The 22231-nt window shown below is 61.4% G+C and carries 17 protein-coding genes and 4 pseudogenes; 10 read left to right on the forward strand and 11 right to left on the reverse strand.

The features are described 5' to 3' along the window. Nucleotides 1-304: 304 nt before the first annotated feature. From NKH52_RS02700 to NKH52_RS02730, 7 genes and pseudogenes are all read left to right on the forward strand, one after another. Nucleotides 305-925, forward strand: a complete 621-nt coding sequence (locus NKH52_RS02700; RefSeq protein WP_434221480.1) for a nitrogen fixation protein NifQ — start codon at nt 305-307, stop codon at nt 923-925. A 253-nt stretch (nt 926-1178) separates the two neighbouring features. Next, nucleotides 1179-1286, forward strand: a pseudogene (locus NKH52_RS02705) (ABC transporter permease); the annotation flags it as partial. A 447-nt stretch (nt 1287-1733) separates the two neighbouring features. Continuing rightward, nucleotides 1734-2945, forward strand: a complete 1212-nt coding sequence (locus tag NKH52_RS02710) for a cysteine desulfurase family protein (protein WP_352657271.1) — start codon at nt 1734-1736, stop codon at nt 2943-2945. Between the two features lie 4 nt (nt 2946-2949). Continuing rightward, a complete protein-coding gene (dndC, locus tag NKH52_RS02715; RefSeq protein WP_352657274.1) occupies nt 2950-4104 on the forward strand; it encodes a DNA phosphorothioation system sulfurtransferase DndC in 1155 nt (384 codons plus the stop codon). After that, the gene (locus NKH52_RS02720) at nt 4101-4286 is read left to right on the forward strand and encodes a hypothetical protein (protein ID WP_352657277.1); all 186 of its coding nucleotides are present in this window, start codon (nt 4101-4103) and stop codon (nt 4284-4286) included. The genes dndC and NKH52_RS02720 overlap by 4 nt, the downstream gene beginning before the upstream one ends. Before the next feature lies 1 nt (nt 4287). After that, complete coding sequence (locus tag NKH52_RS02725) at nt 4288-6267, forward strand: AAA family ATPase (protein WP_352657280.1); 1980 nt, start codon at nt 4288-4290, stop codon at nt 6265-6267. Next, nucleotides 6267-6689 (forward strand): hypothetical protein, encoded by a 423-nt coding sequence (locus NKH52_RS02730; RefSeq protein ID WP_352657283.1) that lies wholly within the window; start codon nt 6267-6269, stop codon nt 6687-6689. Before NKH52_RS02725 ends, NKH52_RS02730 begins: the two co-directional genes overlap by 1 nt. A 5-nt stretch (nt 6690-6694) precedes the next feature. Here NKH52_RS02730 and NKH52_RS02735 read toward each other — a convergent pair whose 3' ends face one another. From NKH52_RS02735 to NKH52_RS02755, 5 genes are read right to left on the reverse strand one after another with little or no spacing between them, the layout of a single operon-like run. Continuing rightward, nucleotides 6695-7561, reverse strand: a complete 867-nt coding sequence (locus NKH52_RS02735) for a hypothetical protein (protein WP_352657286.1) — start codon at nt 7559-7561, stop codon at nt 6695-6697. Nucleotides 7562-7571: 10 nt separating this feature from the next. After that, nucleotides 7572-8708: an AAA family ATPase gene (locus NKH52_RS02740; RefSeq protein ID WP_352657289.1), complete on the reverse strand. Its 1137-nt coding sequence runs from the start codon at nt 8706-8708 to the stop codon at nt 7572-7574. Further along, a complete protein-coding gene (locus NKH52_RS02745; protein ID WP_352657292.1) occupies nt 8705-10201 on the reverse strand; it encodes an FtsK/SpoIIIE domain-containing protein in 1497 nt (498 codons plus the stop codon). Before NKH52_RS02745 ends, NKH52_RS02740 begins: the two co-directional genes overlap by 4 nt. Then, the gene (locus tag NKH52_RS02750; protein WP_352657294.1) at nt 10198-12225 is read right to left on the reverse strand and encodes a hypothetical protein; all 2028 of its coding nucleotides are present in this window, start codon (nt 12223-12225) and stop codon (nt 10198-10200) included. The genes NKH52_RS02745 and NKH52_RS02750 overlap by 4 nt, the downstream gene beginning before the upstream one ends. Next, nucleotides 12222-12386, reverse strand: a complete 165-nt coding sequence (locus NKH52_RS02755; RefSeq protein WP_352504634.1) for a hypothetical protein — start codon at nt 12384-12386, stop codon at nt 12222-12224. Before NKH52_RS02755 ends, NKH52_RS02750 begins: the two co-directional genes overlap by 4 nt. Before the next feature lie 367 nt (nt 12387-12753). Between NKH52_RS02755 and NKH52_RS02760 the strand changes: the two are divergent. The 3 pseudogenes from NKH52_RS02760 to NKH52_RS02775 all read left to right on the forward strand — a co-directional run. Next, nucleotides 12754-13780 (forward strand): annotated as a pseudogene (locus NKH52_RS02760) (IS110 family RNA-guided transposase). Between the two features lie 37 nt (nt 13781-13817). Continuing rightward, nucleotides 13818-14628: pseudogene (locus NKH52_RS35480) on the forward strand (tyrosine-type recombinase/integrase). Nucleotides 14629-14631: 3 nt separating this feature from the next. Next, a pseudogene (locus NKH52_RS02775) lies at nt 14632-15190 on the forward strand (IS91 family transposase); the annotation flags it as partial. Nucleotides 15191-15347: 157 nt separating this feature from the next. On the opposite strand, the gene NKH52_RS02780 reads toward NKH52_RS02775, so the two are convergent. The 6 genes from NKH52_RS02780 to NKH52_RS02805 all read right to left on the reverse strand — a co-directional run bounded on the left by NKH52_RS02780 (nt 15348) and on the right by NKH52_RS02805 (nt 21282). After that, nucleotides 15348-16691, reverse strand: a complete 1344-nt coding sequence (locus NKH52_RS02780; RefSeq protein ID WP_352657304.1) for a hypothetical protein — start codon at nt 16689-16691, stop codon at nt 15348-15350. A 461-nt stretch (nt 16692-17152) separates the two neighbouring features. Next, the gene (locus NKH52_RS02785; protein ID WP_352657307.1) at nt 17153-17521 is read right to left on the reverse strand and encodes a type II toxin-antitoxin system RelE/ParE family toxin; all 369 of its coding nucleotides are present in this window, start codon (nt 17519-17521) and stop codon (nt 17153-17155) included. A 32-nt stretch (nt 17522-17553) separates the two neighbouring features. Beyond that, nucleotides 17554-17883 carry a hypothetical protein gene (locus NKH52_RS35485; RefSeq protein ID WP_434221479.1) on the reverse strand — a complete coding sequence of 110 codons (330 nt, stop codon included), beginning with the start codon at nt 17881-17883 and terminating at the stop codon, nt 17554-17556. 84 nt (nt 17884-17967) lie between these two features. After that, nucleotides 17968-19185, reverse strand: coding sequence for an MFS transporter (locus NKH52_RS02795; RefSeq protein WP_352657309.1), 1218 nt, complete (start codon nt 19183-19185; stop codon nt 17968-17970). 57 nt (nt 19186-19242) lie between these two features. Then, complete coding sequence (gene rpoN / locus NKH52_RS02800; RefSeq protein WP_352657312.1) at nt 19243-20679, reverse strand: RNA polymerase factor sigma-54; 1437 nt, start codon at nt 20677-20679, stop codon at nt 19243-19245. Between the two features lie 69 nt (nt 20680-20748). Beyond that, entirely contained in the window at nt 20749-21282 is a 534-nt protein-coding gene (locus NKH52_RS02805; protein ID WP_352657314.1) for a peroxiredoxin, read from the reverse strand. Between the last annotated feature and the right edge of the window lie 949 nt (nt 21283-22231).

Genomic DNA, 22231 nt, shown 5'->3' on the forward strand with positions numbered 1-22231 from the left:
GCGGCATGGCGCCGGCCATGTGGCCGCACTCAGCACGCGACGTTTGTCCTGCACGGTCCACGTCCAATTCTGCGGGGGCATTTCCGTCGCCAGTGTTCCCGGTGAGGCGCAAACGGCAGGGCAGGGGTTCGCGAACACCTCTTCCAATCACACAATTTGCGTCAGAGCCGATGGACCAGACGAGAATTGCCGAACTATTCGACGCGAGGCGACACGGAGTGCCACACCGATGAACTGCCCGACCCATGTTGCGGCAGGCCGTGTCTCTGCATGATTTGATAGGACGAAGCCAGGAGAACGCACCATATTTGCCCAACATTATGCCCGGCTCAGCACCGGCCAACGGCCGCAGATCGAGCTGGAGAGGAGGTTCGACCAGCATGTGCTTGCCTGTGTGCTTTCACGTGCGCTCGAGGAGATCGAGGCCGGCGAGGCGACGGCGACGGAGGCAACCGGACTCTCGCTCGCCGAGCTGCGCGATGTCCTGGCCCGCTGTTTCCCTGCTATTCCTATCAACGCGTTTGCCTTGAAAGAGGTAAGCGAGCCCGAGCCGGATCCGGAGGAAGAACTTCTGCATGGACTGCTGCTGGCGCATGCCCGACCTGGCGACCCGACGAGCGCCCGCTTCGCCAGGATCATCGCCCGGCGTGCCATGCGCAATGACCACCTCTGGCAGGACCTTGGCCTTGTTAATCGAACCGACCTCGGCCGCCTGCTCGCCTCGCATTTTCCGACGCTGGCGGCCGGCAACACCCAAAACATGAAATGGAAGAAATACTTTTACCGCAAGCTCTGCGAGGCCGAAGGTTTTTCGCTGTGCAGCGCGCCCAGTTGCCGGGAATGCAATGATGTCGAAAGCTGCTTCGGCCCGGAGGAAGGCGAAAGCCGCCTCACAGGGATCAAGGACGGCATCGCCTCGGATTGAGAACCGCTTTCGTCTGTCGTACAGCCGCAGCTTTCGCGCCGCGCCATATGTCTCTTGTCGAATGTCGACTGCCCCCTTCGGGTGCATGCTGTCCGATTACCCGCCATGCTCGGTTCGGCGGGCGCCGTCATGATGGCGGTGCAGGATGCGACCCGCACCATCGCCGCCGAGCAACTGGTGTTCTCCGGGCCGTTGCTGCTCGCCTGCCTGGCGGTTGCGGCGCCTGGGCGGCCGCTGTTTACCGCCGTGATTGTTCGCGCTGGTGCACAGTTTCGCCTCGATCGCCCATTGGGGCGGCCAGATTGTCTCCGGCGTCGCCCTCAATTTCGTTGCTGCCGGCTCCGCCATCATTCTCGGCCAGGTTCCGGCAGGGCGCGCGCTGGAGTTCCTGGAAGCTTTTCGAACTTTCTGGATCCGCCTCAATGCGAATTGCGTGTGCTTGTTAGACAAATTAGGTCACTAGATGCGGATACGCTCGCGACCTCGCAGGTCGTTCACGTCAGCACGAAGGCGTCTCTACGTGTGTTATTAGCAGCTATGCGCCTGATATGCGTCATTGAAAATTGATGGCCACCCTCTGAAAGCGGACGTCGATCGCAACCAACCATGACGTGACGAGCTCACCCGTTTTGCTGGGCCCTATGCCTCAGCGCCTCGACGACATCGACATCGCTGGCGACAGTTGCCGCCGACTTTGATAGGTGGTGCCAAGGCATTAGGGGGGAGCAGACCAGTTCCTTGGCGACCAATACCCCGGCCCCGGTGCGGGTGTTGCATTCAGCGACTCTAGGGGTTAATCCGGGGGCGAATGAAACCACCGGCTGAACACATCACCGACGCCATGGGCTCGATCGATAGACACGGAATTTATCTCGACTACCAAGCGACGACGCCGCTGGACCCTCGTGTCCTAGAAGCCATGCTGCCGCATCTAACTGCCTTGGGGAATCCGCACTCCAGTCGACATCACCACGGCATCGCGGCGATGGCCGCGGTCGACACGGCGCGGGCGCAAGTCGCCGCCCTGGTCGGTGCTGAACCGGACGAGATCGTCTTCACCTCGGGTGCCACGGAGGCCGACAACCTTGCGATCAAGGGCCCGCTCGCTTCGTCCAGGCGGGACGGCGTCGTCACCTTGGCTACCGAACACCATGCCGTATTAGATGTGGTGCTGGCGACTGGCCGGAGAGGCGCCCGGTCGACGATCATCGGCGTGGACGGCGAAGGCCTTGTCGATCTCGATGCACTTGCGCAGACTGTGGACGAAGGGACGGCCGTGGTCAGCGCCATGGCCGCCAACAACGAGATCGGCGTCCTGCAACCCCTCGCGGAAATCTCCCGGATCGCGAAGCGCGCCGGCGCCTTATTCCACAGCGACGCGGCGCAGGCGATAGGCAAAGTTCCGTTCGACGTGGCCGAAACCGGTGTCGACATGGCTAGTATCTCGTCGCACAAGCTGTACGGACCGATGGGCGTTGGCGCCCTCTATATGTCCCGTGACGTGGGTCGACGCATCAGCCCGATCATCGAGGGGGGCGGTCAGGAGCGCGGCTTCCGCAGCGGTACGTTGCCGGTGGCGCTATGTGTCGGCTTCGGCGAGGCCTGCAGGATTTCCGGGGAAGTGATGACGAAGGAGGCTGGGCTCCTGCGGGAGTTGCGGGCCGCATTCATGGAACGTCTGCGCGATATCGGCGTGCGGTTCACGATCAACGGTACGATGGGCGAACGCTTGCCAGGAAATCTCAATCTCAGCTTCGACGGTGTGGACGCCGAGGCGTTGCTAATGCGCCTGCGCGGGAAAGTGTCGGTAGCTTCGGGTTCGGCATGCACTTCCGACAGCCTCGATCCCAGCCATGTCGTGATGGCACTGGGGTTTGGCTTGGAGCGCGCCGAAGAAGCCATCCGCATCGGCTTCGGACGGTTCACTACGCTCGACGAGGTGTTAACAGGCGCCGGGACGATGGCGGAAGCGGTGGCTAAACTGCGCCGAGTCGGCTACAACCGGACTAAAGGAGCTTAAGTCGATGAGCCTGTTGCCTTTAGCTGCCCAGATGGATGAGGACGCGCTCGAGGACAAGCTCGAAGCGGCCAAGGCTGATCTGGCGGATGAGTACGGTCAAAACCACAAATATCCCTGGATCATCGGCTTCTCCGGCGGCAAGGACAGTACCCTTGTCCTGCAGCTGGCGATGGAGATGCTGCTCGAGCTCCCGCCCAGCGAACGAAAACGCACGGTGCACGTCGTCTCGAACGACACCCTCGTCGAAGCCCCGGTTGTCGCCGACCTGGTTGACCGGACCTTGCACCGCATTTCTGACGCTGTGACGGCAATGCGCTTGCCCATAGTCGTGGCGAAGACGGCGCCCAAGGTCGACCAGACTTTCTGGGTCAACTTGATCGGACGGGGCTATCCGGCCCCAAGCAGGACCTTCCGCTGGTGTACGGACCGCATGAAGATCCAGCCGACATCCCATTACATCCGGAGTCGAGTATCTGAAAACGGCGAAGTCATCCTTTTGCTTGGTGTGCGCCGTCAGGAATCAGCGACTCGTGCGGTTAGCATGAGCCGCTATGATAACGGCGAGAGGCTGAATGACCACAACGACCTCAAAGGCTGTAAGGTGTTTCGACCGATCGTGGATTTCTCCACCGACGAGGTCTGGACAACCCTGTTGCAACGTCGCCCACCATGGGGCGGCAGCCACCGCGATCTGGTGGCACTCTACAAGGATGGTCAGGGGGGCGATTGCCCGCTGGTGCTCAGTAAGGATGATGCTCCGTCATGCGGTACGTCGTCCTCGCGATTCGGCTGCTGGACCTGCACCGTCGTCGTGAAGGACCGGAGTATGGCCGGCTTCATCGAGGCGGGCCACGAGAACCTCGAACCACTTATGGATTTCCGCGACTGGCTTGCCGAAATCCGGAACGATCCGGCTCGCCGATCGGCGCGGCGCCGCAACGGCCAGACGACGTTCCTTGCCGACGGCTCATTGGTCCCGGGACCGTTCACGCCGACCGCGCGTCGGGAAATTCTCGATCGCCTGCATCAGGTCGAACGTGCCACCGGCCGCACCCTGATCACCGCCGCCGAGATCGAGGCGATCAACCGCATCTGGGCCGAGGACGCCGCCGCCGTCGTCGCTTCTGTCGAGGCTACCGCTCTTGAGGCGGTTTCGTGAAGCCGGCGCTGCTCCGTACGCCCGCCGGTCGGGAATTGCTGCAGCGACTGTCCACCGAACGGGGTGTTGATCCCTTGATCGTGGATGACCTGTTGGACGCCATCGATGAGCATGCCGGTATGCTACGCCGCCGCGGTCTCTTCCAGCGCTTCGATGCTATTTTGGACAAGGCCCGGGAATAGCATGCGCCTTAACGCCATCGGGCTACGCAACTGGAAGTCCTATCGTCGCTTCCGGTTGGACATTCCCTACGATCGCGAAAAACCAGTCGCGCTGATCGAGGGTAACAACGGATCAGGGAAGACCAGCCTGCTCGAGGCCTTCGTGCTGTGTCTCTACGGGCGGCTTGGCATTCCGCTGCTGGCCCGCGCTAATTCGGTCAGCCGTGTAGACCGGTCATATGAACGCTTCATGGAGCGTGCGCTGAACTCAGGAGCGCGCCAAGGGCGGGCGCAAATCGCGATTGAGATCGCTTTCCAATCGGACGACAACGAGTACGTCATCGAGAGGATCTGGCATTTCGTTGACGGCGCCCTGCGCAAGAACGACGAGGAAGTGCGCATCTTCCAAGGGGCCGACCGCATAATCCTTGCTTCCCCCGATCCCGAAGACGACGAGCGGTTCGTCCGGGACTTCGTCGATCAGAACATCCTACAGGACAATCTTGCGGGCTTTTTCATCCTAGACGGTGAACACCTCGAGCGCATGGCGAGCATAAATATGGACGGCCAGGTCAAGACGGCGCTGGAAGCCGCGATCGGGATTGACCGGCTGCATCGCGCCTCGGCTGACCTTCGCGCCTATGCGCGGGAGCGGCGCCGCAACCTTCCCGACAACGGGGCTGCCACGGCCGAAGCCCGACTCGCGCTTAACAATCTGGGGCGCGAGATCGAGGAACGCGCGACGTCGGTGGAACTGCTTCTGGACGTCATCGGGCCGTTGCGGGAGCGGCGTGATGACGTAGTCAGCCGTATCGGCCGCCTGCACGGCGACAGCTACCGTGCCTTCAAGACGCATTTCGAGCAGCGCGAAAGCGTGATCCGGGAACGAGACGCTCTCCGCGATGAACTGCGTCGTTTGCTGAGCGGCGAGCTCGCACAGGCGCTGGCCGGCGAAACTCTCAGGACTGCCGCACTAGAGCGGATCGAGGCTGAGCATAAGGCCGCGCAAGTCAAGGGAGACGAGGAGCGGAACCTGAACCGAGCCTCGGAATTCGTGGACCGTGTCTCGCGCCACACGACGGTGACGGACGATGTCGCCCGTGCTCTCGCTCTGGCGTGGCGGGAGATGTGGGGAAATCGCACCTCGGATGCCGGCGGCCCCCTGCTCTCGCATTTGGGCGAGACAGATCGCCTTTCCGTGATGGAGCATCTCCGTAAGTTGTCGTCGGTCAGTGCCTCCGACATCCGGGATCTTGCCCGCGCGGTTTCTAGGGCCGACGAGAGAATTGGCCAACTCGATCGCGCCTTAGGCGAGCAGAAGGGTACGGACAACGAGTCCAAGTCGTTGGCGGAGGAGTTGAACGGAATCCAGGAAGAACTGGCCCGCGCGGAAGCCCGTCACGCGATGGAAGCTGCCGCGTTGCGGGAGTTGGAGAACAGGCGTTCATACGAGGAGCAACAGTTGGCGGCGGTCTCGCTGGGCGAGAGCGGCAACGCGGTGGCGCTCAAACGGAGCGCCGCGGCGGACCGGGCCGCCGATCTGATCGACGCTCTTGCCGACGCTGCCGTTCCGCAAAACCTCGATGCGCTGTCCGCCGACATTACCGACGCCTATCGCTCGATGGCGCACAAGACTGTGGTCGAACAGATCAAGGTCAACGAGGAGGGACGTGTTACACTGCTCGACCGGTTCGGACGGGATCTGCATGAACTCGACGCCAGCGCCGGCGAAAACCACATCTTCACGCTGTCGCTGATGTCCGCTCTCGCCCGCCTAGCCGCGGACTTCCCCATCATCATGGACAGTCCGTTCGCGAGGCTCGACGCCGAACATCGCCGTAGGGTAATCGGCCATTTCACGGAAATGGACCGACAACTCGTCCTTCTTGTTCATCCGGCCGAGCTTCATCCCGGCGAGCTGGCGCTTGTGACACGACGGAGCGGCGAATCGCTGAAGCTGCCTTCAACCGAACGCCTTCCAGTAACGGGAGCGGCATCCTGATGTCGGCGACAATGGTAGAATTCACGCGCGGCGACTTCAGAACGTCGCGCTATGCCGACGAACTGAACAGCCGATTTCAGGGCTTCCTAGGTCTGCCGCATCGATACGGGCCGGCAAGGCTCGCTCTGGGTCGGTCGCTAAGTATTCCCCAACTCCCCTCCTTTGAATTGGGCAGCATGGGTTACGGCAAGCCGATCAAGGGCGAGCAGCTGTTCGGCCAGGGTATAGAGTTGGCAACGTGGATCACCCTGATCTCGGAGCATGACGCGAGGTCGGGCGAAGCGATGACCCGCAAGCGAATGCAGTCCTTGGCGGCATCGCATTGGCAGCGCGGCATAACGCTGCTGTGGGAAGACTGGAGAGCCAGCACCTGGGACTTCGACACGTTCGTTGGGCGCTTGGTCGGCATGGCCCGTCTGTAATCAATTCAGGCGGCCACCAGGATTTCGTTGATGCGCTTCTCCAACTCCTGAGGCCGCCGACCGGACTTCTCCATCATGGTGGCGAGGAACCAGCGGATGTCGCCCACCGTGTCGAATCGCCTGCTCAGCCTGCCGATGAGCCGCTTCGTATCCACGAACCTGAGAAGCCAACGCCACTTGTCCTCGTCCGGACCTGGGGACGAGTCCACGATGGCGTCGAGAAGCGGTCGGACAGCCGCGGCAGCCGCCAGGCCGTTCTCGTGCGTGAAAGCCTCCAGCTCCTTCTCGCACTCGGTTTCGAGCTCTTCGGCGAGCTTGTGCACTAGGTGGTTCGACGCGCGATTGATGCCGGCCACATGACACGCCACGAAAAGCCGCTGCACGAGCAGGAGGTTCTCAATCTCTACCAATGCACGCTCGAGCGCCGCCCTGCATTCCGCCTCGGTCCCTTTTCCCGATCGTGTGAAGGACTTCACTAGATCGGCCATTAGGTCGGGCTCCAGCAGATAGGCTTCGATCTCCCAACGGCGGGTCGTATAGAACTCCTCGTTCCACGTCGCCGCCTCGAAATCGGCATCATCGAGCGCGAAGAGGTTATCCCAGTCGCGGTGTCGGAAAAGCCAGTCCCGGTCCACGAAACCGAACGCAGGTATCTTGTCCACCTCACGACTCTTTTTGACCGCGGCGGCCACCGCGGTGCATCCTGAGCCCTGCACGAGGTCGTTGGCCTGGACGAAATCGACGCGGTCCATGTAGCTAGCGAACCAATACCGCTCGAACAGCCGCAAGTCGTCGACGCCTTCGAGCACGATGCGTGGCAGGCCTAGATGGGTAGCACCGATCTGCCGTTCGTCGTCGAAATCGTCGAACATGACTACATTGTCAGTCATCGTCCGACCTGAACTTGGGTTTGACAAGACAGCCGCTCTTGAAGAGCCCGTCCTCGACGGTCTTCGGAGCCAGAAGCCGCATCGAGTCCGTCTGGTGCGAGGTCAGCACGAAACTCAGACCGTCGCGCTCTTGCGCCCAACTCTTGAGGATGTTGATGAGGCGACGGCGCATCACGGTATGCAGATGCTGTTCGGTCTCGTCGATCAGCACGATCGTTGAACCGGTCATGTGTGCGGCGATACGGACGGCCAACTGGACCAGTTGCCGTTCGCCGCTGCTGAGCTGGTCGAGCCGATGACGGTCTCCGCTCGCGGTCTCCACGGGGATCGACAGTTCATTGCGATCAACGGTGCCGAGACGCTTCGTTCCCTTGAACACAACGTCGTTCACGATCTCCCGGCAGATCTTTCCCCGGTCGTCGCCGAGCCAGGCGAACCAGACGAGCAGGTTCTCGATGGACTCGGCCCAGTTCGTGCCGTCTGGACCGATCAGATGGGCGGGCGAATAGCCCAGGGATTTGGGACGCACGATGGAGCGGTTTTCATGCGGCGGCCGACGCAGGCCTCGGTCGGAATGGAAATACAGCACCGTCGGCAGGGCCATCGAGGTGCCCCAAAGCGACAGCGGATGCTGGTCTAGGCTCTGGATTATCGCCTCGGCGAATTCGAGCGCCAGCGGGGAGGACGAGTTGGATCGCTCGACAGGGCCGTAGCCGAGCCGTTTGCCGAAGAAAAGCAGTTGCTGGTCCTCGTACACTCCGATGCGCTCGCACTCCGCGGAAGTCCAAAATTTCAGCGGTTTGTCCGCCCCCGCCACCATCGAGATCAGGTGCATAACCGACCGGCGCCCGTCGTCAAGCTGGACCAGCGCGTCGAGCTGGATCGCGCCTTTTCCGCTATCGAGCGCCTCGTGGCCGTAAGCCTCGCTTGTGCGCGCCCGCAGCAAGGACATAGCGCAGTAGATGGCGTCGAGAATGGTGGTCTTGCCCGCGCCGTTCTTTCCCATGATCAGGAAGACGTTGGTGGGGTTGCCTGTCGGATCCAGGAACGGGACGAACGTCTTTCCCCGCAAAGGGCCGACGTCAACGGTAGAAATGCCCACCAGAGAGAATTTGGTCGGTCTGTTCATGTGTGCCTCGAATTGGCCGCGGCTACGGCTCGCTTCACATCGGCGACGTCCACACGCGCGCCGTGTGCCCGGAGAAGCGGTCTCCCGGCCAGCTTGATGAGCATGTCGCCACGCATCATCAAGTCTTCGGCGCCGGACTCGTCAAGAATGATCCTGGAGTCCGAGGACTTTTGGACCGTCAACGCGATGCGACTGGGTATGTTGGCCCTAAGCAGACCGGGGAAAGTAGCTGCTTCCGGTCGCTGGGTCGCCAGCAGGAGGTGGATGCCGACAGCCCTGGCCTTCTGGGCGATGCGGACCAGTGGCTCTTCCGCGCCGGTGCGCGACATCAGAAAATCGGCGAGCTCGTCCACAACGACCACGAGCCGTCTCATCGGACTGCCGGCGGCACGTGCCTCCGCGATGTTCCGGGCGCCGAATTCTCTTAGACGCTCCTGTCGCGCGTCCATCTCCTCGACGACGGCACGCAGCATTACCACGGCAGCCCCCATCTCGGTAACGACCTTTTCGCCACGCAACAGTTTGAGCCCGTCGTACTCCGCAAAGTCTACGCCTTTCGGGTCGATCATGAGCAACTCGGGCGGGTTGTCCGAAGCCAGCATCGACAGAAGGATGGCGTTCATGCAGACTGACTTGCCGCTGCCGGTGGCGCCAGCCACGAACATGTGCGGCGCCTCGACGAAGTCGAACACGACGGGTTCGCCGATAACGTCGACGCCTGGGCATACCGCCAACGCCGCATCGGAGGACATGAACGCCTCAACCAGCGGAGGCCACGGCACGTCGCGCCATGCGCCGGACGGCCGGGGAATGTCGAGCACGACCCGCCGCTCGCCGGGTTCGCGGCCGAAAGCGATCGTACCCGTACCCAGACCGATGGCGAAGGCCAGATCCTCGAGGCCGCGGCGAAGTCTGTCGTAGTCCTCGACGCCGCCCAAGGTCAGCCTGTGACGAGAGAGGCGGGGTCCTGAAATGGGCTCGCCGATCGGGTTCGCGTCCACGCCGATCTGCTGTAGTCCCTTCTTGAGGATATCGAACTGTACGTCACCCTTGTTGGTCGAGTGATCGTCGTCGACCGACGGCCGGAAGTAGAGGCTGTCTAGGAGGACATCGTGGAAACTAGTACCCGGCAACCAGCTTTCATGCAGCAGTTCCATACCACGACGCGCGTGGCGCTGCAGCACCTCGACATACAGGTCGTGGTTCTCGAACAGGTCCTCGTCCCGGCGAAGGGACAATAGCAGCGCGAAAGCGTCGTCGTAATCGGGTTCTTTCGCGCGACCGGTTATCTGCTCCAGATGCAACTCGCTCGGCGACTTCGGCATGGCCTTGTAGCGCTCGTCCGGTTCGTCGCTCTCCTGTAGGGAGCGGGCGATGGCGATGCGGACAATCCACCAGTAGACGCCGCGCCTGCCGTCCTGCATCAGACCGTCGTCGATAATCCGCTCGAAAAACGCGCGCTCCTCGACGGTGAAATAGATGCTGTCCTTCATAGCTCTACCGGCATCAGCTTGGCAGTCTCGCCGCCCTCGTTGTCGATGCGGTATCGGCGCAGGATATGCTCACCGAGCAGATCGTCGGCCAGCTCAGTGAATTCGGTGTCGGTTGGCAATAGGATGAGAGGCGCGCCAGCCTCCGGAAAATAGTCACGCATCAGGAGGTTGCGGTTGGTGGAGTCAATACGGCCCAGGGGTGTGTCGACGATCACCGGGATGGATCGGGCGGCCTCCTCCTTCAGCGCCCAAAGCATCGACATGGCGATAAGTTGGCGCATGCCTGCCGAGATGCTGTGGCGCGAGACCTCCTCGCCGTCCTGGTCGAAGTAGCTCATGATGAATTGTCCGTCGAGGCGGACGCTTTTCACCAATTCACTGGGCGCGAGCAGGATGGCCACCTTTTGGTTCACTCGATCCTCCACGGACTGTCGGATGCGTGAGCGCCGCAGTTCCAGATAGCGTTCGAGGGCGCGCTTAGCCCGGAGAGCAAACCGATAACCTTCGTCCAGCTCCATGGAGACTTTGTACTCCTTCATCTCCTGGGCAGCGCGTTCGTCGTGGCCAACGGCTTCGTGGGCAAAGCCCTTTTCGTCCACCAGTGCCTTGGCTGACCGCTGCATCGCGTCGCGAATCGCTTCTCCGATCCTAGTAATCTCGGCGGTGATTTCCTCATACCGAGCTCGAGCCTCGTCGGTGCTCAGCTCCGCTTCGTCCAGCTCCTTGCGCAATCTACGCGTCTCGGTGACCAGTTCGCGCATGCGACGAAGTTGCGCACGTTCCTCGGCGAAGTCGGCGGCTCCGCGGCTTCTCCAGACTAGGAACCGGTCGCGCAGCGCCTTGGTCTTCTTGGCGCTTAGCGACGCCAACACCGGATGCTGATCGCCGGACACAACGCCGAGCGTTCGCAACGATTCCCTAATGTCGTTCTGCAGGTCAGTCTGCTGCTTGGCATTCAGCGTCACCGGATCGTCGATCGTGGTGAGGCTGCGTACCGTCATGGCCGGTAATTCCGCATGTAATCTCCCGGCCAGGCTCGCGTCGGCCGTGGTCTGGCGGTCCAAAACGGCGAAGGCCTCATCCACAAGGTGTGGCTGGGTACGGAAGACGATCTCGAGCGGCAGGCGTTCCGCTACTTCGTCTGCCAGGGTCTGACGTTGGGTTGCCAGGACTTCCAACCGGTCGTGGAAGCGCTTCGCCTCGCTTTCCGAAAGGGTGCCGCTGCGCAAACGTTGCCGTTCCCCATCGAGCCGAGCGCGCCTCGCCTCCAGATCAAGCAGTTCTTCCTCGGCAGCCACCCGTGCTCGCGCCTGGACGGCCTCGTTGGCGCGAGCCTCTCGGGCGGCGTTTTCCGCCTCAACGACGCTTTTCATGACGTCGACAGGCAAACGCGCCCGGCTTCGGCGGTTGGCGTCGTCGTTCACCTTATCGATCAGGTGTGCTACGAAGTGCAGCCCCAAAAGACGTTCGATCTCGCCGGCCTCGCGTCCGATCTCCGCGTCGGCGAGCGACTGCACCTGTTCGCCGTCAAAAAAGAAGAAGGGCACCAATTCGCGCGGGAGCATTGCCTGCAGCGCGTCTTCCGCAGCGTTGCCATCAAGCGGCGAACTTACCGGGCCGAATTCGACCAGTTCGGAGTATGCCGAAAAGCTCTTCTGGCCAACGAAAGTGCGGCGCGCCCGATGCACCACGCCGCCTTCGGTCCAGCACAACGACACGCTAGCACGGTTATGCCCCTGCTGCCGCGCGGTCTTGTTGAACACCCCGGACCAACGTCCAGGCTGGCCAAGAACATATTGTTTATCTGTAAGCGCGGTGCGCGAGAAGCCTACCCGCCGCAGAGACTCGTCCTGCGCGCCCGCGAAGAGGAGTTTCGCGCTGTTGAGCAGGCTAGTTTTTCCGGCGCCGTTGCGCCCCTTGATGAGCACTATGTTGCGCTTACCACCCTGCGTCTCGGACAGGTCCACCGAGCAGGTCCCGTTATAGGCGAACATATTCTCGATATCGAAGGAAACGAACTTCAATCCTTCGACCCCAGCCCGGCTGAAATGACTTCTTCGACCCTTCGGGTCAAGCGCGACTTGGCGCTGCGGGCGGACATGTTCGGGAATTCGCTTTCCAGATCCAACAACGCCTGCACGGTCACCGGCGGTAGCTCGAACTCGCGGGACACCCGCTCGATCAACTTGTCCTCTGCTTCGGATATGTTAGACATTTTAGCCCCCGTAGCACCCAATACCACGAAATCCTTATGTTGTATGAATTTTCACACCGAGGGCGTACAATGGCTTCAATATTTTTCTGATGGTTAGCGGCTTTCGTCGGCCGTTTCAGTGTCCGGTGACCGGCTGACGCCACGAGTTCGCCTGTGGCCTGCCAGGCTTGCTCGAGGAATTCACCCCTCATGCACGAACATGACGTAATCGCGGGAGCGGTGGCCCCACCAAAGCTGTGGCGGCGATGTTCGGAGCTCTAGCCGGCTGGCTGTCCCCGATAGGATGAAGACGGGCTCACGATTGACACCGGGCCTAGGCATCGAACGGAGGACAGCCATGGAGCAGTATATCGGTCTCGACGTATCCATGAAAGAGACGGCAATATCGATCCGGCAGGACGGCAAGAGGATTTGGCGAGGCAAGTGCGCGTCCGACCCGCAACTGCTCGCGGCGGTGATCCGCAAGCGCGCACCGTATGTCCGGCGGGTCGTGTTCGAGACGGGGCCGCTGTCGGTGTGGTTTTACCATGCGCTGACGGCAGAGGGCCTGCCCGCGATCTGCATCGACGCAGGCATGCCAAGGCCGCGCTGGACATGGCCGCGAACAAGACAGATGCGACCGACGCCGATGGCCTGGCACATCTGGCCGAAGTCGGCTTCTACCGAGAGGTTTGGGTCAAAAGTTTTGATAGCATGTTGATTCGCACGCTGATTACCGCGCGGCGCCAGCCTTCTCAAGATGCGTTTGCAGATATCCAACCAGACCGCGGATTGATGAAGACGTTCGGCCTCGTCGTGCCCAAGGCCGGCAGCGTATTCGAGCGCAACGTTCGCAGCCTTCTGCAGGGCGAGGAAAAGCTGGCGCGCATCGTCGTGCCAATGCTTCGGGCATGGAGTGATATCCGACATCAGACGGCAGAGCTGAGCAAGCAGCTGGCCGCGATGGCGCGTAACGACCAGCACTGCCGACCGCTCATGTCGGTGCCTGGTGTCGGCACCGTCACAGCCACCGCCTTTGCCGCGGCCGTGGAGGATCCGGCGAACTTCAGAAACTCGCACGCCGTGGGCGCATGGGTAGGCCTGACCCCGAGACGCTACCAGTCCGGCGAAGTCGATAATGACGGCCATATCTCGCGCCGTGGCGACATCAGTTGCGCGGACTGCTATACGAAGCGGCCGCGGTCATCCTGAACCGGTCGACGGATACCAGCACCCTGCGAACCTGGGCGTTGGAGCTCAAAGAACGGCTCGGCTTCAAACGAGCCGCCGTGGCCCTGGCGCGCAAGCAGGCAGTGATCATGCACGCGATGCTCCGGACGGGCGAGCTGTTCGATTCGCACGGAGGAACGCCCGCCGCCGCCTGATCGTGCAGACGCTCGACCACGACGATTTCTTCAGGCCATTCAACACGTTCGTCACGTCCGGCGCTTCGCTGTGTTCGTTGGCCGCTCGCCCGACACGGCGACGGCTGAGGACATCCGTCGATTCCAGCTGCATCAGCATGAGAGCGGCGTCGGCCCTGCGACGATCAATGGCGCGGGGTCTCGGCACTGCGGTTCCTGTTCCTCGTGACGCTGAAGCGTCGGGATCTGGCGCGTGGCTGGTGATCATGAGGTATCAGCGCAAGCTGCCCGAGGTGCTGAGCGTGGAGGAAGCGGCGCGGCTGCTCGAAGCCGAACCCGGCATCAGCACAAGGCTGCCCTTGACGTCGCCTATGGCGCGGGCCTGCGCGTGTCCGAAGTCGCGCACCTCAAGGTCGATGACGTTGACTCGCACGCATGTTGATCCGCGTCGCACAGGGCAAGGCACGCAGGGACCGCAACGCCATGCTCTCGCCGCAACTTCTGGAACTGCTGCGGCTGTGGTGGCGCGAAGGCAGGTGGCGCGGCTCATGCTCCCCCATGGCCGGCTGTTCCCGGCGCGCAGCTTCACCGCGCCGGTCTCATCGAGGCAATTGCACCGCGCAGTCCAGGAGGCAGCCGAAGTCACCGGCATCCGCAAACGCGTCAGCCCTCACATGCTGCGTCACAGCTTCGCCACCCACCTGCTCGAACAGGAGGTCGACATCCGTGTCATCCAGGTGCTGCTCGGGCACAGCAAGCTCCATACGACCGCGCTCTACACCAAGGTCTTGACCCGGACGATCCACGCGGTTGCAGGGCCGCTCGACCGGCTGATGGCGCTAATGGAAGGCAAGACGCCGCCCGGCTGAGCCGTGCACATCGCTGTTGAGGTCGCCGACATCTTCCGTGCTGCCGGCCCCGCCTATCGGACCGCCCATGCAGGTCACCTGAGCCTCATCCAGCTCAGGCGATCGAGCATTGCCGCACCGCGGCGCTCGGCGGTCACGTCGAGGCGTGCGAAGACTGTGGCCAGTGGCGCATCGCCTCCGGCCGCGCGTATATGGCTCGCCGATCGGGAGGCCGACCTGCTGCCGGTCGGCTACTTCCATGTGTCGTGTTCACTCAGCCCGCCGAGGTCGCGCCATCGCGTTCGGCAACAAGGCGCTGGTCTATGACCTGCTGTTCAAGTCCGCATCGGAGACGATGCGGACGATCGTGGCGGATCCCAAGCACCTCGGCGCGCGCATCGGGATCACCGCCGTGCTCCACATATCGGGATCGGCAATGACCCACAATCCCCATATCCACATGATCGTGCCGGGCGGCGGCATTGCGCCGGACGGACGCCGGTGGATATCGTCGCGGCCGGCCTTCCTTCTCCCAGTGAGAGTACTGGGCCAGCTGTTCCGCCGTCTGTTCCTGACCCGGCTGGGTCGCGGACAAGAAGGCCGACGCCTTCGCGATGGGTTCTGATCCCGGGGGTTCTTCCTCGTTCAACCTCGCCGTGCTCTTTTTGCGAACCAGCGGGTTGCCGGTCACCTACATACAGTAGTCAGGGGCGAAACAGGGTCAGCGGGAACGAAGCGAATCAAGGCTTAGGAACCCATTTTAAATAAAGGCTCTTCGAGGCCGTGGGAACCGTCTTGGCGTCAACGAGAGCGATGAGAGAGCGGAACCGCTTCTCGCAGCCGCGGTTCGAGTTGATGCGACTTGCGACGAGGGTCGAGGCCTTCGGTAGATCCAGCATCAGCTTGACCTCGTTTGGCGAGAACGACTTGACCATCTCATTGTAGGATGGCGACGCCGCGTTCGAGACGCCGTATGAGTTGCCAGTTGCTGCCGTCACGACTACCTCCACAAAAGTGGCCTGCGCTGTTTCCGGAACGCGGTTTTTCCGCGACAGCTTGAGGAGCCGATCGGCGAAGGGCGGCTCGTTATGGAAGTTATCCCAGCCATTGTGCACACTTAAGAGCTTCCTACTCGCTGATGTAAAGATACTGTGGACCTCGGCTTCGCTCAGCAGCGACAATTGGCCCAGTGTCTCGAAGAACTGCAGCGAAGCCTTCTGACGGGCTTCGTCGCCTTTTGCCTTATAGTCCTGGTGTCGATCCACCAGCGCCGACCTGGTCCGGGGGCTCAGGTCGTTGCTGAACGATTCGCAGATTGCGATGGCGTTCAGGCGGGCTTCCTCTCCCGACGCTGGGTCACAGTAGATGCCATGTAACATGACGAAGATCAGCTCGCGCTGGGCCTCGAATGTTTCCTGGATACGGCGTTCCCATTCTTGTCGTTGATCCTTCTTGAACTTCGTTGCTTTCAGCGCGGCGAGCAGGGACTTTGTGTCCACCCCCTTAGGGTTGTGGGCGCTCGAGAGCGCATGCTTCTGGCAGCGGCTTAGAAAGCTCAGGAACTCGTCTTCGTCGACCGTCCCCGCAGCTGGGTGTGCGATAGAGAAACTGTTGCGTGTGGCCCTGCACTGGTCGAGGAAGAAGAAGTCGTCGTCACCGATCAGGTTGAGCTTACGGCAGAGGTCGAGCAGCTCGGCGTCCTTGAGGTCGAGGAGCGTGTCCTCGTCGAAGGACTTGTCGTCGAGGATTTGAGGGACGACGTTGATGCCGAACCGTCGCACCTTGTCACGCAGTTCCACCACGGCCGCGTTCCAAACATAGTTGATGGCTGCGTCGAACAGACCGCTGGCGACGGCGACACACATTTTGACGATCCGCTCATCGCGCAGGTGCGGAGGGATCTTCTTGATCAGGCGTGGGAGCTGGGACCAAGCATGGGCTATCTGGTCGTCCTCGGCGAGCACATTGCGGGGGACTCCCAACGCGGCGGTAAGTTGTGCTAGCATGGGCGAGGAGAGAGGGGTCACGTCGGGCAGTGTGACGGCGGGCAGGTCGGTCTTTGGCTTAACTAGGACGTTGCTCATACCTACTCCTTGCATCGACGAGACCATCTCGCCCCATCGGTAATCTTTAGCCGAAACAGAGTGAGGTCAGCCGACGCGTGCGGCCTTTGTACGATTACGTCCGCCTGCCACTCTTTTAACGCTGCGCACGGAGACGGCTTTGGGAGCCACGACGTCGCCGAGCCGCTCTATACGGAGGGCCGCGCGCGAGGGAAGGCGAACGACGAGTTCGAGTTGCCCCCCGATCGCCTCGACGTAGCTTTTGAGAGTAGACAAGTACATGTCCGCTTGTTTCTCGATCTTCGAGACCGAATGCTGCTTGATCTTGAGGACCGAAGCGATTTCGGCTTGGGCCTATCCAGCGGCACGCCGCAACTCACCGAGACTCTCGACTTCTCCCCTTAACTCTTCGAAACGCGCGTCGACCCGCTCCCGACGATCCTCGGGGAGCGCCGCGATTAGGTCGTCAAGCTTGCGTGCCATCACTTCTTCTCCTTCTTCGCCGCCGCCAAACGGTCGAGATGCCCTTGATAGCTTGTCCGCTTGGCGATCAGACTTTTATAGAAGCGCTTGTCACTCACGCCCGACTTATCGCCGGCGACGAGCAGGATCGCCTTCCGCTTCGGGTCGAATGCGAACGCAACCCGCCGGACACCATCATCAGCGTCGAAGCGAAGTTCTTTCATGTTCGCGCACGACGAGTCATTCAAGGTATCCGTCATGTGGTCGCCCCAGCTGGGGCCCGAACGCACCGACAGCTTAGCCGAGGCCAATAGCTCATCTTGGACTGTCTGGGGCAACGCCTCGAACTCCCCACCGAACTCATCGCCAAAAACGACTTCCCAAGTCATATATAGCTCCTAGGCTATGTGGTCAAACATCATCAAGCTGCCAAACGATAGTCTGCGGCCGAAACAAGGTACGCGCGGTCGAGGATAATCCGGCCGCCGTTGACAGGACTGGCAATTCGCGACCTGTCTGCGCTATCGAGCGGCATGGTCACCGGCGTTCTGACGGGCATGGCCGGCGCGTAGCTGTCGCTTGCCCAGAATGCCGGCTTGTCATGAAGGATATGACCGCCGGCAAGGGTTCCATTGCGCCGGCAGCGCTCACAGTCGCCAAATGGAAACCGGTGCCGGCGAGGTTCGCATGTTTGGCGGCGAAGGTCGCGTGGCCCGGAGGTGAAGCCGGCGAGGCGCTTGCGCTGGTCCATGCGTAATCGTGCGGAGGACCGCGCCGCGCCGTGCATCGCATCTCTCGTCCCGCTGCGCTGCTGAGGCCTCTTCTGCCAGGCGGTCTAGGTTTCGCGCTTCGGGCCGAGCAGGAACACTGTCAGGGCGGCGGCGAACGTGGCAATAGCACTGTAGGCAATGGCACTGGTAATCCCGGCATTGTCCACCAATACTCCGCCGAAAATCGCGCCGGCTGCGATTGCCACTTGGAACGCTACGACCATCAGCACACCGGCGCTTTCGGCGTGCTCGGGGACGGCCCGCCGCACCATCCACGTCTGCAATCCTACCGGCACCGCGCCGAAGGCAAAGCCCCACGCGGCAACCGCAATCGCCGAGGCCAAGGCCGATGCTCCCGCCATCAGCAGAGAAACAGCGGCTATCGCTATGAGCAGCGGTGCAAGGGCCGCGACTGCCTTGAGACTGTACTCGGCCAGAAGCCCGCCGGCCAAATTGCCGAAGAATCCGCCGATGCCAAAAGCAAGCAACACAAGCGAGATCGTTTCTACATCCAGCGCGGGAATCTTCTCGAGGAAGGCGCGGATATAGGTGATTCCGGCGAAGTGGCCGGAAGCGACCAGCAGGACGACCAAAAGCGCAATTTTGACCATCGGAATCTTGGCCACATCCAGCATGCTGCGGAAGCTAGCCACTCCAATCGGAGGCAGTCTCGGAATGGTTATGAGTTGCACGAGCAGTGTAGCGGCGGCGCCGGCTGCGGCGAGCATGAAGGCGCTTCGCCATCCCCAGATATCGCCGACATAAGCGCCGATTGGAGCTGCGCAGACGGTAGCTACGGAAACGCCGGTGAGGATGATCGACATGGCGCGCGGCAGGAGGTGGCTTGGAACGAGCCGCATCGCCAGTGCTGCCGACATCGACCAGAAGCCTCCGAGCGCTATGCCGAGCACGACGCGTGCAGTCAGGAGAGCCGCCAGCGACCACGCGCCGGCCGCCAGAACGTCCGACAGGATCAGCAGCAGCGTCATGGTCCACATGACGGTCCTGCGGTCCAGGCGCTTTGTGATAATGGCCACCGTCGGCGCCGAGATCGCCCCGACGATAGCTGTCGCCGTCATCGCCTGTCCAGCGGCTCCCTCGCTGATACCGAGATCATGCGCGAGGGGCGTGAGCAGGCTGACAGGCAGAAACTCTGCCGTGACCAGCCCGAAGGTGCCCAAGGAAAGCGAAATGACCGCACCCCATGCGGGACCAGACGGTGGGACGGGCTTTTCTGGGTCGTGCAGAACAGCGTCCATGACACCTGCTGCAGATTGGGTCATGAACGAAGTCTCCACTTTGATGCAATGCAACGTGATGTTGGCTGCCTTGACCCAAATCTAAAAACACAAGCGCATTTCCCGGCGGCGTTGCACGGAGGAGGGGATGTTCATTGCTTCGCGATATTTTGTGACGGTGCGGCGCGCAACATCGATGCCGGTTTCCTTCAGCCGGACAGCGATGTCCTCATCGGAAAGCACGTCGCCGGGAGATTCTGCGGCAATGATCGCTTTGATCCGATGCCGGACAGCTTCGGCGGAGTGCGCGTCGCCGCCTTGGCAGGACGCGATCGCGACGGTGAAAAAATACTTCAGTTCAAAGACTCCGCGCGGGGTAAGCATGTACTTGTTCGAGGTCACCCGGCTTACCGTCGACTCGTGCACGCCGATCGCGTCAGCGACGGTTCTAAGATTGAGAGGCCGCAGGTGGGCGACGCCATGTTCCAAAAAGGCATCCTGCTGACGCACGATTTCAGCCGCAACCTTAACAATGGTCTTGGCGCGCTGATCGAGGCTGCGGATTAGCCAGTTCGCGTTTTGCAAGCATTCGTCGAGAAATGCTTGATCTTTCGAATTTTGGGCAGTTTGACGCGAGACTTCGGCATAGTAGCTTTGGTTGATCAGCAGCTTTGGCAGCGTGGCGGGATCAAGTTCGATCTGCCACCCGCCTTGAGGCGAGGGCGTGACCCAGACGTCGGGTATGATTGATTCAGACGCACCGGATTGGAATCGGTTCCCAGGCTTGGGATCGAGCGCCCGAATCTCATGCATCATGTCGAGAAGGTCTTCTTCATCGACGCCGCAATGCTGCTTCAGTGCCTCAAAATCGCGTCGTGCAAGCATTTCAAGATGGGCAACCAAAGCTGCCATTGCCGGATCGAGCCGGTTTCGCTGGCGCAATTGGATCTCGAGGCATTCTCTGAGACTTCGCGCAAAAACTCCCGGTGGATCAAATTGCTGCAAGGTTCCGAGAACCCGTTCCACAACAGCCTCACGGACATTCAGGCTCTCGGCCAGCTCCAAAAGGTTTGCCCGAATATAGCCAGTGTCTTCCAGATCGGCGGCAAGCTGGCCAGCGATCAACCGCTCCTGTGGTGTGAACGCAGTGAGGGCGATCTGACGAGCGACATGGTCGTGCAATGTTTCGGCGAGGGTGGCAAACTCGTCGAGGGAAGGGCCATTGCCCGGGGGGTTGTTGGTCGTGTTGCCAAGTGATTTCCATTGCCCGAGCCGTTCAGGCGACCCTGCCCCGGTCGGTCCTTCAACGGCGTTTGTGCCAGGGCCGACAGGCTGATCCGCTCCCGAAATCGAAACGTCGTCAAAAGGCCCGCCATCGTTTGATGCAGATTCCAAGAGCGGGTTCTTCTCGATTTCCCGCTCCACGAACTGATGCAGTTCAGGATGCGCCAGTTGCAGCAAGCGAATCGACTCAATCAGTTGAGGCGATGCGACCATGGATTGCTTCTGGCGCTGAAGCAGGCTTGCTGAGGATTGCATGGTGAGCGGGATAATCCTGTCGAGGAGCCCCTTGGGGCCGGCAATGGCACCAATGGGACGTTTGCTAGGTCATGCGGCGGCTTTCAGCGTTTCGAGAACGTTTTGCGGGGATGAGACGCCATACGGGTCGGCCTCGCAGTTGTCGGAGAAACCTTCCTCCTCGAACCACTGCTCCACCACGCCATTGTTGATCAGGGCGGCGTAGCGCCAGGAGCGCATCCCGAAGCCGAGATTGTCCTTGGCGACCAGCATGCCCATTTTGCGTGTGAACTCGCCTGAGCCATCGGGGATGAGCTCGACCTGCTTCAGGCCCAAGGACTTCCCCCACGCATTCATGACGAAGGCATCGTTGACTGAGACGCAGTAAATCGCGTCAATTCCCTGCTTCGCAAACTCATCATAGAGCTCTTCGAACTTGGGCAATTGGTAGGTCGAGCAGGTCGGGGTGAAGGCGCCAGGCAGCGAGAACAGGATGACCCGCTTGCCGGAAAAGTAGTCGTCAGATGTCTTTTCTTCCCAGCGATATGGATTTGGCCCCTGGACTGACTTATCGTGAACACGCGTGAGAAAGGTGACGAAGGGAACTTTCTTTTGAACTGTCATTAATTTGCTCCTGCAAAAGTAGAAACTGGCGCGCTGAATTCTGGCAGAGGCTGGCGCAATACCGAGCTAAGGCTCGTATGCCGGGCATGGAATGAGGGCCTCGCGGCTCGCAACCTCCTTTATCCCTCCCGACGTATGGGAACGTCTTGGCGGTGTCTTGGCCACCCGAACGCAATCGATCTGAGCGAGATGGAGACGTCGAGCCGCTTGCTTTCCACGGCTATGGCGCCGCAAGCGGGATCGGTCACCCACGATCGTGCGTTTGGAAAAGGGATAGCGGCCGGAAGTAGCCAATATCGCGAGCATGTGGGGGCCTGAAATGTCACTTCACGCAGACTCGGGTCACTAGACTGGTTCAGCGTCTTGTCGATATGTGGCAGTGACCCGCCGGCCTTGGCTTGGGTGACCCTTTGACGGGGCCCTTGGGCACTCACATGCTGAACCGAACCGGTAAACGGCATTTGCGCGAGCGGCCCGTGTTGGCGTGCCGGCATCGGACCAGCCATGCGCGAAGCAGCCACCGAGAACGGCCTTCCGGAGGAGACGATGTCCCGATGTTCAGCGGGAACGGGCACCGTCTCCTCAGACCACTGTCTAGAGCTTCGCGCGTCGGTCATGGTGCAAGTCGCTTTCATCGTGATTTGATGGTGCTCTAACCAGGAGCAGCAAGCGGCGTGCCATTTCAAATAGAGGTGCTGTTGGACCGCCCCTTCTTCTCGGAGGCCGTGTCTTAGAAGATCGGGCGCGCGCTATGCCGCCTCGTCACATAGGCAACAACGGCGGATATTCGGCGCTTCAGCCCCGGCTGGGCAAAGAAGAACCGGAAGCCGAGCCGATGCACTACCTGAGGCTGGCGGGCACTCCAGTCGTAGCGTGTGCCGCTAGCGTTCATGGGTGCGCAGGCACGGCTATCGCGAACACGCGCCTGTCGCAGCAACATGAGCGCGCG

The organism is Mesorhizobium sp. M1066 (assembly GCF_040318635.1).
Taxonomy (GTDB): Bacteria; Pseudomonadota; Alphaproteobacteria; order Rhizobiales; family Rhizobiaceae; genus Mesorhizobium.

Coding starts and splice junctions, on each gene's coding strand:
- NKH52_RS02710 (WP_352657271.1), top strand. CDS start 1,734: ATGAAACCACCGGCTGAACACATCACCGACGCCATGGGCTCGATCGAT.
- dndC (WP_352657274.1), top strand. CDS start 2,950: ATGAGCCTGTTGCCTTTAGCTGCCCAGATGGATGAGGACGCGCTCGAG.
- NKH52_RS02725 (WP_352657280.1), top strand. CDS start 4,288: ATGCGCCTTAACGCCATCGGGCTACGCAACTGGAAGTCCTATCGTCGC.
- NKH52_RS02730 (WP_352657283.1), top strand. CDS start 6,267: ATGTCGGCGACAATGGTAGAATTCACGCGCGGCGACTTCAGAACGTCG.
- NKH52_RS02735 (WP_352657286.1), bottom strand. CDS start 7,561: ATGTTCGACGATTTCGACGACGAACGGCAGATCGGTGCTACCCATCTA.
- NKH52_RS02740 (WP_352657289.1), bottom strand. CDS start 8,708: ATGAACAGACCGACCAAATTCTCTCTGGTGGGCATTTCTACCGTTGAC.
- NKH52_RS02745 (WP_352657292.1), bottom strand. CDS start 10,201: ATGAAGGACAGCATCTATTTCACCGTCGAGGAGCGCGCGTTTTTCGAG.
- NKH52_RS02780 (WP_352657304.1), bottom strand. CDS start 16,691: ATGAGCAACGTCCTAGTTAAGCCAAAGACCGACCTGCCCGCCGTCACA.
- NKH52_RS02785 (WP_352657307.1), bottom strand. CDS start 17,521: ATGACTTGGGAAGTCGTTTTTGGCGATGAGTTCGGTGGGGAGTTCGAG.
- NKH52_RS35485 (WP_434221479.1), bottom strand. CDS start 17,883: ATGGACCAGCGCAAGCGCCTCGCCGGCTTCACCTCCGGGCCACGCGAC.
- NKH52_RS02795 (WP_352657309.1), bottom strand. CDS start 19,185: ATGACCCAATCTGCAGCAGGTGTCATGGACGCTGTTCTGCACGACCCA.
- rpoN (WP_352657312.1), bottom strand. CDS start 20,679: ATGCAATCCTCAGCAAGCCTGCTTCAGCGCCAGAAGCAATCCATGGTC.
- NKH52_RS02805 (WP_352657314.1), bottom strand. CDS start 21,282: ATGACAGTTCAAAAGAAAGTTCCCTTCGTCACCTTTCTCACGCGTGTT.